This window comes from Deltaproteobacteria bacterium (genome assembly GCA_016208165.1).
Taxonomy (GTDB): domain Bacteria; phylum Desulfobacterota; class Desulfarculia; order JACQYL01; family JACQYL01; genus JACQYL01.
Map to the genome: position 1 here is coordinate 17,452 of JACQYL010000078.1, position 12,084 is coordinate 29,535.

Genomic DNA, 12,084 nt, shown 5'->3' on the forward strand with positions numbered 1-12,084 from the left:
CGGTCATGGTTTCGGATCATGCGCATCTCGAGAAGCCGCAACTTCGACACACGAGACATCCGCCTTCGTGCTCGACGACGCCGCCACAGTCGGGACAGGCGCCCATGGTGGTATCCCGATTAACCACCTCGGCCCCGGTGTACTTGCTGATGATTTGCCCTATGGCGTCCGAGCATGAAAGCACCGATTTCCCGTTGTCCCAGGATGGAGATGGACAACGGATCCCGTTCAGTTGCTTTGCAACGGATTTGATGTCTACACCCGAACGGAGGGCGAGGCTGATCAGGCGGCCCGCCATTTCCGTTTGAGAGGAGGCACAGCCGCCGGCTTTTCCCACCTGAGCGAACACTTCACAGTAGCCTTTGTCGTCTGAATTGATGGTGACGTAAAGGTTACCGCAACCCGTCCGGATTCGTTCGGTGACTCCGGTGGTCCTCACGGGTCTGGCGCGCGGGCCGATGATGGGGTGAACCTCCGTGGTTACAGCCGCTTCGGCCTCTTCGATCCGGGATTCTCTCAAGTTGAGCACCTGCTCGGCTCTGCTGCCGTATCGATATATGGTGATCCCTTTGCAACCGGAACGATAGGCCTGGAGGTAGGCTTCTTTCACTTCCTCGACAGAGGCCTCCCCATGGAAGTTGATCGTTTTTGAAACCGCATTGTCCGTGTGTTCCTGGAAGGCCGCCTGTATTTTGATGTGCCATTCCGGTGGGATGTCGTGCGCGGTGGGGAAAAGCCGTTTCACATCGTCCGGCACTCCTTCGAGGCGCCTAATGCTGCCCAGTGTCGAGATCAGCTCCATCAGAGACTCGGAATAGAATCCCCGCTCACGGGCGATTCTTTCGAATTCGGGATGTGTTTCTATCAGTTCCTGTCCGTCCAGGACCTTCGGAAAGTTGCCTCGGACACGACCCAGTTCCGCGGACGCGGCTTTGGATTCGGCCTGAATGAATTTCATGACGCTCCTGCCGACTTCCGCTGCTTCGTCGCTGTCATACGGCACGGCCAGCGTGATCAGCATATCCGCGAATCCCATGACCCCCAGGCCGATTTTGCGGTTCTTGAGCGTCAGTTCTTTGATGGGAGGAATCGGATACTTATTTACATCGATCACATTGTCCAGAAAATGCACCGCCTTGTGCACCACGTTTCTGAGCCTTTCGTGGTCGATTTCCCACACGGTTGCAGCTCCGTTTGATTTCTTGCGGACCATCCTGGACAGGTTGATGGACCCCAGATTACAGGATTCATACGGGAGGAGGGGCTGTTCGCCGCATGGGTTGGTGGATTCGATGTCTCCCAAATGGGGCGTGGGATTGCAACGGTTGATGGCGTCGAGGAAAATCAACCCAGGGTCGCCGTTTTGCCAGGCCGATTCCACGATCTGGTCGAAAAGAAGACGGGCCTTTACGTAACGTACCACCTCCCCGGTGCGTGGATTGACCAGGGGGAAGTCTTCGTTTTGTCCGACCGCCTCCATAAACCGGTCTGTCACAGCCACCGAGATATTGAAGTTGTTGAGCCTGGTGTCGCCTCGTTTGCATGATATGAACTCTTCGATGTCCGGATGATCCACTCGCAAAATGCCCATGTTGGCGCCACGCCGGGTTCCGCCCTGTTTGATGGCCTCGGTGGCTGCATCGAAAACGCCCATAAAGGAGACGGGCCCGCTGGACACCCCGTGAGTCGATAAGACGATGTCGTTCTTGGGTCGCAACCGAGAAAACGAAAAGCCCGTCCCTCCGCCTGTTTTGTGAATAATCGCCGTGTACTTCAATGCATCGAAGATGCTTTCCATGGAGTCTTCGATCGGAAGAACGAAACAGGCCGACAACTGCCCCATCTTCCGGCCGGCGTTCATCAGGGTGGGGGAATTGGGCAGAAATTCCAGCGACGCCATCATAGTGTAAAACGCGTTTGCGGTCTCCTCGACCGGGGCTTCGGGGTCATAGAGCCGATCCGCCTCGGCGACCGCTCGCGCCACGCGACGAAACATGATCTCCGGCGTTTCCACGGGCCGGCCGGCCTCGTCCTTCTTGAGGTACCGTTTGTTTAGAACAGTTCGGGCATTTTCTGTAAGGTTCAGTTCCGGGGTCTTGTCCATTCGAAATGCCTCTTATTTTCTTCCATTCTCCAAGTCGATGAGCCGTGCTTTCAGGTCCAGTCCGCCTCCAAATCCCACGAGGGATCCGTTCTTGCCGATGACCCGGTGACAGGGAATGACCAGGGGAAGCGGGTTGACGTGTAGCGCGCCTCCAACGGCCCGACCGGAGCGCGGGCGTCCGATCCGACCGGCGATTTCCCCGTAAGACCGGGTCTCTCCGTACGGTATGGCGGTGGTGGTTCGCCATACCTGTTTCTGGAACTCTGTTCAGTTCAAATCCAGTTCGAGGTCAAAGGTCCGCCGCGTTCCCTCGAAATACTCGAGTATCTGAATTCGGGCTTCCCGCAGTATAGTCGAAAGCTCGGACGGGGCGGTCTCGGAGGACGCCTCTGACATGGTCTTAGTCTGAACCGGCTCTTGTTCGGCTCGAAATACGATGTGACTCAAACCAACTTCCGTCGCCGTCAGGCCGATGGCGCCGAAAGGGGAGTCGAATACGATTGAGGTAGCATGCATGCCTGCTCCCTTTCAATGGAAAGTTTCGAGCATCCGATGGGATGCTCTTGAAAATGTTCCTGCTCTATTTTATATAGACAAAATAGAATAATAAACCGTTAATAGCGCCGCGAAGCTCCCCGGGCAGACTTATCGGACGGAAAAAACTCCCGGTAACCGATGCCCCGGTCATGGATCGAAAGGGAGCCGATCCCCTGCGTTGGCGGTCCACATCGCACAAGGATTCCATAGGTCGTGCTGACGGGCGGTCCGCGGTTGACTTTGCCGCCGGGGAATACATAGAATGGATGCAATTTCTTAACCTGAAAGCAGCAGGTCCCCCGGCGGGGCCATGTCTGTCGGTGGGGCTTTCTCAAAGAACCTGCCAAGTACCCTCTCATTCCATCTAATACGTTAAAGCAGGGGTCCGGTGCAACACGTCCGTTACAGTCGAAGGCATTGTGTTTTTTCATAGCAGACCCTTCAGCTTGAGGAAAGGAGGTGTGCGGGAAAACGTAAGCTTCGGGTCAGAACGCGACTTTCACAATTATTTAGGAGGAGCCAATGAAAAGGAGCATCTTTGTTGTGATGACGGTCGCCCTGTTTGCGGTGGCTTTCGTGTTCACGTGCGTCCCGTATGCCAGAGGGGAAGCGATCAAACTCACCTATTCGAATTTTTTTCCTCCCACCCATATTCAAAGCCAGTTGGCGGACGCGTGGTGTAAAGAGGTCGAGAAGCGCACCCACGGCGAGGTCAAGGTAGAGTACTACCCCGGCCAAACACTGACAAAGGCCCAACAATGTTACGACGGCGTTGTCAGCGGTCTGTCCGACATTGGTATGTCCGTGTTGGGCTACACGAAGGGACGCTTTCCCGTGATGGAGGTTTGCGATCTGCCGCTGGGATATCCCAACGGCCACGTGGCAACGGCCCTTGTGAATGCGGTATACGAGAAGTTCAGGCCAACGGAATTGTCGGATACCGTGGTCATGTATCTCACAGCCCACGGCCCCGGCATTCTCCATACGAAAGGCAAGGCCGTACGTAAGATGGAAGATATAAAAGGACTGAAGATCCGTTCCCACGGCACCAGCGCCAAGGTGGTCCAGGCTCTTGGAGGCACCCAGGTGGCCATGCCGATGCCGGAAACGTACCAATCCCTGCAAAAAGGGGTGGTGGATGGAGCGGTGTATCCCTTGGAGGCCAACAAAGGGTGGAAGTTGGGAGAAGTTATAGACTTCTGTACGAGGAATATCTCGTCATCCTACACCACCGCGTTCTTCGTGGTCATGAATAAGGACAAGTGGAACTCGCTTTCTCCCAAAATCCAGCAGACCATTCAGGAAATCAACACGGAATGGATTGCCAAACACGGCGAGGCATGGGATAACAGCGACGAGGAGGGGTTGGAGCTGCTGAAAAGCTTGAACCATGAGATGATCGAGCAGGATGCGGCCGAGGCCCAGCGGTGGCAGGAAGCCGTTCAGCCCGTTCTGAAAGAATACATAGATGCAATGAAGGAGAAAGGATTGCCCGGCGCTGAAGCCCTCACCTACGCGCAGGAAACCTTGAAAGAAATGAAATAGGGTTGTTTGAAATCCGCCTTACGCCTTTCGGAGCCTTCTGAAAGCGCAGCGATAACCGTCTCATCCGAACTTCAAGGGCCGGCGCCTATACCGGCCCGCGAACGCCCATATGCCGGAAGGAGAACACGGATCATGGAACGTTTTTTTCAACTGATACACCGTACGGTTGATGTGTTGAAGTGGATCGGTTCCGGATGTCTCGTGGGCATGATGCTGCTGACCTGTTTGGACGTGATCTTCCGGGCGTTCGGCCGTCCGATACTCGGAGCCGTGGAACTCGTCAGCTTGATGGCCACATCGGTTATCGCGTGCGCGATGCCCTACACCCACGCGGCGCAAGGGCACGTGGGCGTGGATCTCCTGGTGCGCAGACTCAAACCGCGGTCCCAGGCCGGAGTGGATGCGGTTACTTCCTTTCTCAGCTTGGGACTATTCCTGACAGTGGCATGGAGGATGTCTTTGTACGCAGGCGCTCTGCGGAGGTCCGGAGAGGTATCCATGACCCTCGAGCTTCCCAGTTATGTCCTGGTATACGGTATGTCGTTAGCCTTTGCCATTCTGGGTCTTGTCGTGCTGCAGTATTTCATCACATCCGTACAAAAGGCGTTCGGCAAATGAATCCGACGGTAGTAGGGCTGCTGGGAACGTTGGTGCTCGTGCTGGCATTTTTTTCGAGAATGCCGGTTGCTTATGTGATGACCCTGATCGGATTCGTGGGATTCAGTTATCTTCGGGGTGGCTCCGCCGGATTGGCGCTTCTATCGCGGGATTTTTACGACGTATACTCCTCTTACGGCCTGACGATCATTCCGTTGTTCATTCTGATGGGTCAGATCGCTTTTAATGCCGGAATCAGCCGAAAACTGTACGACGCGGCCTATAAGTTTCTGGGGAGCACCCGTGGCGGACTGGCCATGGCCACCATTGCCGCATGCACGGCTTTTGGCGCGGTATGTGGCTCTTCTCCGGCTACGGCGGCTACCATGGCGACGGTCGGGCTGCCCGAGATGAAACGATATCGGTACGGGGCCGAGCTGGCCACGGGTTCCGTAGCTTCCGGGGGCAGCCTTGGCATGCTCATGCCGCCCAGCATCGTGATGATTGTTTATGGAATTCTCACCGAGCAATCCGTGGGCAAGTTATTCGTAGCCGGGATACTGCCCGCCTTTTTTATAACCGTTCTGTTCATCATGACCATTTCGGTCTATTGCCGGTTCAACCCCGAGCAAGGACCGGCAGGAGAAACCTTCAGCTTTAGAGAAAAAATCCGTTCTCTATCCGAAATGAGTGAAACCCTGATCGTATTTCTGGTTGTTATGGGGGGGCTCTTTTGGGGGGTATTCACCCCAACGGAAGCAGGCGGAGTCGGTGCGTTCGGCGTACTCTTGCTGGCCTTGATCCGGGGGCAGATTACCTGGACGGGATTTGTGAAGTCGCTTTACGAGACCTTGCGGACCACGTGCATGGTGCTTCTGTTGATAGCCGGGGCGGTTATTTTCGGACATTTTCTGGCGGTGACTCGTATTCCTTTCTCCATAGCTTCCTGGGTGGGGGGGCTGGCTCTGCCGCCTTTTGCCATTATCGGCATGATCGTGCTGGTGTATCTGATCGGGGGGTGTTTCATTGACGCGCTTGCGCTGGTCATGTTGACGATTCCCATCTTCTATCCCATCGTAATCGACCTGGGTTACGACCCCATATGGTTCGGTGTCATCATCGTCCTGGTCACTCAGATGGGAGTCATCACGCCCCCAGTGGGAATCAACGTATATGTTGTGAGCGGTATGGATCGCGAGACGCCTTTGGAGCTTATATTCAAGGGATCGCTTCCCTTCCTGATCGCACTGATCGTGGGAACGGGTGTGCTGATCATGCTACCCAAATTCGTTACCTGGCTGCCCGACTTGATGTATTAGGCGGTCTCCGCCTTTTTCAGCGTCTTGAATGCGATGCGAACATTCTCCGCCGGGATGGAACTTTCACGTCACTGCCTGAGTAGGAAAGGTAAGGAATGAGCCAAGCGAAAACCGGAACGCAGCCCATGTGTGCGGATTGCAGCCTCGAAACTGGCAGCAGGATCTGCCTGGATGCAGAGGGTGTCGGGTCCAAGGGATGCCCCACCTTGACGCGACCCCAGGTCCTCCAGGAGGCCATTAAAGAGTTCGAGAAACCGGAAGTCCGCGAGTTTGCCCGGCAGGCTTCTATCCAGGAAGCGGAATGTTACGCCAATCGAGATCAGCGGCCGTACGTGCTGCAGCCCACAAAGACCCGCATCGTCGAAATCTGTGAGTTTGCCCAAAAGATGAATTACACGCGGATCGGATTGGCTTTCTGTCTCGGTTTGGTCAACGAGGCGAAGATTGTGTCTGAGATCTTCAGAGAATACGGTATGGAAGTGGTATCCGCGCTCTGCAAAGCCGGCGGGACGTCAAAAGAACGTATCGGAATCCGGGACGAGGAAAAAATTCACCGGGGGACCGACGAACCCATGTGCAATCCCATCTACCAGGCCAAGCTCATGAATTGGGAAGAAACGGACTTCAACGTGCTATTGGGTCTTTGTGTGGGGCACGATTCTCTGTTTTTCAAATATGCTGAAGCGCCCACGACCGTCTTGGCGGTAAAGGACCGTGTTACCGGGCACAATCCCCTGGCCGCCATCTACCTTTCGGAATCCTACTATCGCAAGATCAGACACCCCGAGCTATGAAGTGATCGAGGACCGGATGTCGACGGATGACTTCCGGCGCCTTGAATTAGGAGCGGGGCTACACCCGGCTCGGAAAGGGAGCCCGGGCGTGCATTGGAGCGAGGGGCGAAATCTATCTCTTGTAGGTGCCCATAAGTTTCGTCTCGTCGAGGACGTGGCCCCGAATCGCTTCCAGCAGGTCGGATTTTCGGGCTTTGGGCGACAAGCTGGGAACCATGTCCAAGGCGTATAGTTTGAAGAAATAGCGATGCGGTTTTCCCCGGGGAGGGCAAGGCCCCCCATAGCCCGTCCTTCCGAAATCCGTTATTCCTTCGAGGCATCCCTTTGAAAGAGAAACCTTCTTGCCCAAACCTTCAGGCAAGGTGCGCGTTTCCGGGCCGATACCCCAAAGTACCCAGTGAACCCAGGTCCCAACCGGCGCATCGGGATCGTCGCAAATGAGAGCCAGACTTTTGGCGCCGGCGGGAGGGTCTGTCCAAGTCAATTCCGGCGATACGTCCTGCCCGTCACAAGTGTGCACCCGAGGAATCGGGGACCCGCTGGAAAATGCCTTGCTGGTCAGTTCAAACGCCATAAGACTTCCTCCCACAACTAGGGTGAACAGAATGCCGAGAAACGAAACCGCTAGGGTTCTTTTCGCCGTTTTGATAGATCCGGACAATCTCCCGATCTTCCCTATAAATTAAAAAAGCGACCATCAGGCTCATCGGGCGCTGTCCACCTCCCACATATAAACCAGAGTTATGGTCGCTTTCGAAAAGGTCAGTTTAATACGTTAACTTCTCAGCACGAACACGAACTACCACACGACTTCGCAGTGAAGTTTTCGGCTGTGATCGAAAAACCGGACTGCCATCCTCGCTCTATAAAATCGATGTTGATTTTGGCCATCCGATCCATCAGTTCCTGATCCACCAGGTATTTCAATCCCTGGAGGTCGAATACTTCATCGCTGTCCTTGGGCTCATCCAGAGCCAACTGTAAAGATGGACCGCTTCACCCGCCTTCCGCCCAAAAGACTCGAATGGGCTTCGGCTCCTGATTCTTGAAATACTCTATGAATTTCTCATGAGCTTGATCGCTAACAGAAAGCATAATTCATCCTCTCCTCGAAATTTTATCAAAACGTTAAGTTATCAGTATCCACTAAACTGATGGAAGTCAAGGCCAACGGCTTTGGAAAAATACCAGAGTCCTGTTCTCAAGCCGGGATTTCGATTCGGACGACGAGCCCCGAATCCAGTCTGTCCCACTTTTCTGCATACCTTTCTTTACTGATCGGCAGCACCGGGGGTCTGCTTTAGTCCAAACAACACTCGGAAGGGTGTAGGGTTCGATGGGGGTTTGATATGAGGCGCATGCCGGTGCAAGGCCCCCGATATTCAACCGCATGAGTTGATGAGGCGTCATAGGGCGAGTGCATGGACAAGGAGAAGAACGGCGTCTGCCGGATATCCCCGGTTTCTAGACACGAACCATGCACTCGATCCCAACTCTGCGTTCCGTTCGAGTTCATATCGGCGAATCGGTCCATTGTCCGAGGCGCCGCGAATCGGTTCCTTGACGATGGAGTGTCGAAGTGCGTTCTCGCGTGGATATGCATAGTTGCATTCGTCCGGAAAGAGGTTAACGTATGTACACGAAGTGAACATGATGTTCGTTGGGGAAGCGGCGAAGCCGTCTCTTCCGCCGACGCTTTCAAAAAGGGGTCTTTCATGAACGAAAACAGAGAAACACTGGCGATTTTCCCACTGCCCAATGTGGTATTGTTTCCGGGCATTGTGGTCCCGCTTAGGATATTCGAACCTCGTTATCTTGAAATGATGGCCGATGTGCTGAACGGAGATGGTCTGCTTGGGATCGTCACACTAAAGCCGGGCTGGGAGGCTGAGTACGAGAACAAGCCGGATGTCTATGAGGTGGGGTGTAAGGGCTTGGTCGTGAAATGCGATCAGGACGAGGAAGATTCATTGCAGGTATTGGTTCGCGGTGTGGGTAAGTTTCGCATTGCCGGGGAGATCGAAGGGAAATCGTATCGTCGAGCGGAAGTGATTCCTATTTCGGAAAGCCATGTGGAGGAATTGGACACGGAAGGGAACCAACTTCGACAGGAATTACTCTCCCAGCTGGTGGATTGCGGGGATCGCTTCATCGATATTGACCAAGTCAGCGAGCTTTCTGAATTGGACACGAATATTTTCATAAACGCCATGTCTTTTGTGAGCCCGTTTGACACGAGCTCGAAACAGTTTCTGCTCGAGGCTGAAAATGTACCTGAGCGGTACCGGAAGTATATTCAACTTGCCGAGTTCAGTCTGTGCGACCTGCGTATACAGGGCTCCAGAGTTTGGAGTGCCGAGTGCGGATTGGTGCATTAATGAGGAGACTCCGTATCGATATCCAAGTTAAAGAATAGTTCAAAAGGATCGAAGGGATCGTTCTTAGCAGGTAGGATGATCCCTTCAGCATGTCCGAACTCGAACCTTCTTCTTCCTTACTCGATCCATGCTCCCCGAGCACCCGTTCCTCAAGAGAGCCGCCTCCCTCCTAAACAACCCCGCCATGATTTCAGTCTGAAGACACGTTTAACGCTGTTCCGATCCGGCGTTTTAAGTTGACATCGGATCGGATCTGGGTTTTGTTGACGGAAACCACGTACATCGGAACGTATGGCGAAGAAGCCGTGAAACGGTTCCGATACCCTATTAAGCGAATGGTTCAATATTGATAAGGAGAGTGACATGGCCGAAAATGTGTATCACCGGCTTCGAGAATGGCTGGACGTGTTTTCTGTCGGCTTTCCATCCACGGAGTCGGGCGTAGAAATGAGACTGCTGAAACGCCTGTTTTCCGAGGAAGAGGCCGAGATGTTTCTCGCAATGACGCCAAGACTCGAGCCGCCGGAAAGCGTAGCCGAGCGAACGGGAAAGGAGCCGGTGCATACGGCCGCATTGCTCGAGAGCATGGCGGAAAAGGGTCTATTGTTTCGCATCAAAAAGGGAGAGGGCCTCTTATACGGTGCGGTGCCTTTTGTAGTGGGGCTTTTCGAGTATCAGGTCAAGGACATGGACCGGGAATTGGCCGAGCTATGTGAGGCATACTTCCAAGAGGCGTTTCTCGAACGGTGCAAGGATTACACCGCTCTGATGCGGCCGATACCGGTGAATCGTTCCATCGAAGTGGGGTGGCCCGTGGCCCCCTACGAAGACGCCAGAGCAATCATCAAAGGCAAGGATCTGATTGCCGTGGCGCCCTGCATCTGCCGTGTGCAGCAGCAACGTCTGGAGCACGCCTGCGACAAACCGCTCGAGGTCTGTTTTATGTTCGGGTCTCACGCCAGGTATTACATTGATCGGGACATGGGCCGTCAGGTCACCCAGGAAGAAGCCCTCGAGATACTCGATCGGTGTGACGAAGCGGGTCTCGTAACCCAGCCGTTCAATGCCCAGAATCCGGGCGGGATGTGCAACTGCTGCGGGGATTGCTGCAACATCCTTCGCGCGCTTAAACATCACCCGAATCCCGTAGAGGTAACGATCTCGAACTACTATGCGGAAGTGGATCCGGACGCATGCGTGGCCTGCGAAACGTGCCTGGACCGGTGTCAGATGGACGCGATATCCATGGGCGATGACGATGTGGCGCAGATCGATCTCCGTCGCTGCATCGGTTGCGGCTTGTGCGTCACCACGTGCACCAGCGAGGCTTTGAGCCTCAAGCCCAAACTTGAAGGTGAGCGGCGGGATCCTCCGGAAAAGGCCGTGGATACCCTGATGCAGATGGCCCAACAGCGCGGCGTGTTTGGGGCGGGGAAGTGAAAGCCGGATCGACCGGGTGCTATTGCTCAGGATGAAACGGGAGCCTCTTGCGGGGAGTGCGGCAATTCAGGCTGCATGAACCGTACGGACAGGGGTGGACTTTTCATGAGACGAGGAGTTTGATTGCAATGGCAAAGAGAATGACTCCGCCCGCCAGGCCGACCCTGTGGCCGAGCCATTGTGAGAGCCGGGTTCCCAGTTTCATGCCGGTCCAGGTCATCAGAGCGGCGGTGATCCCAATCCATACGGCGGGAACAAACAGCTGCCGGTCCAACAGGCCGAAACTCAAACCCACGCCCAAAGCATCCAAGCTGGTGGCAAGAGAAAGCGCCATGAGACTGAACCCTCGGGTAGGATCCGACGAGGAATGCCTTTCCGATGGGGAACGAAGGCTCTCGTACCCCATTTTGCCGCCGATGTAGAAGAGCAAGGCCGCGGCGATCCAGGGGCCGTACCGGCTGGTAACGCCCGCAAGGGTGCGTCCCAAAACCCAACCCAATAGGGGCATTAAAAACTGAAACAGCCCGAAGTGGAAAGAGAGGCGAAAAACCTGCCTCCTCTCGTTCCAGCGGGTTCCCACGGCCAGTCCGACGGCAAAGGCGTCGCAACCGAGCGCCACGGCCACCAGCACGACTTCCACCAGATTCAAACGATTGTCCTCCCGGACAGGTGATACCTGTGACGGCATTTGGAGACGGCGGTTTTCTCAAGGAACGGTCCCCTCAAAACCGATCGGATCGGGCTGGAAACGTATCGTGAAACCGTCTCTTCTTCCTTACGACCCTTGAGGGGCGGTCGCAGTTCGTCATACCCCGCCGGCATATGAAACCGCCGTGCGTGAGATGGCGCTCCGTTGCCATGACAACCATCCAAAGCGGAACCTATATAGCGCAAAACAAGGATTTTTCAAACCGGGAATTGCAGAAGCAGGAACCGACCTTGGTTGAAGAGTGACCGCAACTTGGGCTTCGTGAGCATAAGAAAGGCGATCCCCCCTTCGGGGAATCGCCTTAAAAAGGGCAATAGCCTCTTTATCCCGTCAATTACGCGGCTTCCAGTTTTTGCCGGTCGGCCATATCCATGAGTACGCGTTCGCGTTTCTTGTCGATGCCGAGGGCCCGACGTTTCTTGTCGATATGGTCGATCATCTTTCGTGCGTGTTCGTAGGGATCTTCCACCAGGTCCCACATGCCCCCGTACAGCTTCTCCAGGTCGTGGAACAGGTGGTGTTGGAACCTGGGCGCTCCGCTCACCGGCAAGCTCACGCCGAACACCGTGTACACGCCGGACGCCACAAAGTACTGCCCGATGCTGATGGCTTTCTCGCTCATCCATTCCGGAGCGGAACCGGCCGCCGGCAGGTCGCTGAT

13 protein-coding genes are annotated in these 12,084 nt (G+C 55.0%); 6 read left to right on the plus strand and 7 right to left on the minus strand.

The genetic code is table 11. The annotated features are described in order from the left end of the window. Window positions 1–16 precede the first annotated feature (16 nt). The 3 genes from HY788_15770 to HY788_15780 are packed head-to-tail and all read right to left on the minus strand — an operon-like array spanning window position 17 to window position 2,620. A complete protein-coding gene (locus HY788_15770; GenBank protein ID MBI4775599.1) occupies window positions 17–2,086 on the minus strand; it encodes an adenosylcobalamin-dependent ribonucleoside-diphosphate reductase in 2,070 nt (689 codons plus the stop codon). 30 nt (window positions 2,087–2,116) lie between these two features. After that, complete coding sequence (locus HY788_15775) at window positions 2,117–2,332, minus strand: MGMT family protein (GenBank protein ID MBI4775600.1); 216 nt, start codon at window positions 2,330–2,332, stop codon at window positions 2,117–2,119. Between the two features lie 39 nt (window positions 2,333–2,371). Beyond that, complete coding sequence (locus HY788_15780; protein MBI4775601.1) at window positions 2,372–2,620, minus strand: hypothetical protein; 249 nt, start codon at window positions 2,618–2,620, stop codon at window positions 2,372–2,374. A gap of 543 nt (window positions 2,621–3,163) precedes the next feature. Here HY788_15780 and HY788_15785 point away from each other — a divergent pair. The 4 genes from HY788_15785 (at window position 3,164) to HY788_15800 (ending at window position 6,896) form a co-directional block, all read left to right on the plus strand. Further along, on the plus strand, window positions 3,164–4,186 hold the full coding sequence (locus HY788_15785; GenBank protein ID MBI4775602.1) for a TRAP transporter substrate-binding protein: 1,023 nt from the start codon (window positions 3,164–3,166) through the stop codon (window positions 4,184–4,186). A gap of 132 nt (window positions 4,187–4,318) precedes the next feature. Beyond that, window positions 4,319–4,804, plus strand: coding sequence for a TRAP transporter small permease (locus HY788_15790; GenBank protein ID MBI4775603.1), 486 nt, complete (start codon window positions 4,319–4,321; stop codon window positions 4,802–4,804). Beyond that, complete coding sequence (locus tag HY788_15795) at window positions 4,801–6,102, plus strand: TRAP transporter large permease (GenBank protein MBI4775604.1); 1,302 nt, start codon at window positions 4,801–4,803, stop codon at window positions 6,100–6,102. Before HY788_15790 ends, HY788_15795 begins: the two co-directional genes overlap by 4 nt. A 95-nt stretch (window positions 6,103–6,197) precedes the next feature. Further along, window positions 6,198–6,896: a DUF1847 domain-containing protein gene (locus HY788_15800; protein MBI4775605.1), complete on the plus strand. Its 699-nt coding sequence runs from the start codon at window positions 6,198–6,200 to the stop codon at window positions 6,894–6,896. 112 nt (window positions 6,897–7,008) lie between these two features. Here the strand turns inward: HY788_15800 and HY788_15805 are convergent, their stop codons facing one another. Further along, entirely contained in the window at window positions 7,009–7,470 is a 462-nt protein-coding gene (locus HY788_15805; protein ID MBI4775606.1) for a YbhB/YbcL family Raf kinase inhibitor-like protein, read from the minus strand. Window positions 7,471–7,679: 209 nt separating this feature from the next. Next, window positions 7,680–7,874, minus strand: coding sequence for a hypothetical protein (locus HY788_15810; GenBank protein MBI4775607.1), 195 nt, complete (start codon window positions 7,872–7,874; stop codon window positions 7,680–7,682). 737 nt (window positions 7,875–8,611) lie between these two features. Here HY788_15810 and HY788_15815 point away from each other — a divergent pair. Continuing rightward, window positions 8,612–9,274 carry an LON peptidase substrate-binding domain-containing protein gene (locus tag HY788_15815; protein ID MBI4775608.1) on the plus strand — a complete coding sequence of 221 codons (663 nt, stop codon included), beginning with the start codon at window positions 8,612–8,614 and terminating at the stop codon, window positions 9,272–9,274. 363 nt (window positions 9,275–9,637) lie between these two features. Continuing rightward, window positions 9,638–10,714: a 4Fe-4S binding protein gene (locus tag HY788_15820; protein MBI4775609.1), complete on the plus strand. Its 1,077-nt coding sequence runs from the start codon at window positions 9,638–9,640 to the stop codon at window positions 10,712–10,714. A 103-nt stretch (window positions 10,715–10,817) separates the two neighbouring features. Here HY788_15820 and HY788_15825 read toward each other — a convergent pair whose 3' ends face one another. Together HY788_15825 and HY788_15830 are read right to left on the minus strand one after the other, a co-directional pair. Further along, window positions 10,818–11,363 carry a manganese efflux pump gene (locus HY788_15825; protein MBI4775610.1) on the minus strand — a complete coding sequence of 182 codons (546 nt, stop codon included), beginning with the start codon at window positions 11,361–11,363 and terminating at the stop codon, window positions 10,818–10,820. Between the two features lie 394 nt (window positions 11,364–11,757). Then, a partial coding sequence (locus tag HY788_15830) for a carbon monoxide dehydrogenase (protein ID MBI4775611.1) occupies window positions 11,758–12,084 on the minus strand: 327 nt, incomplete at its 5' end.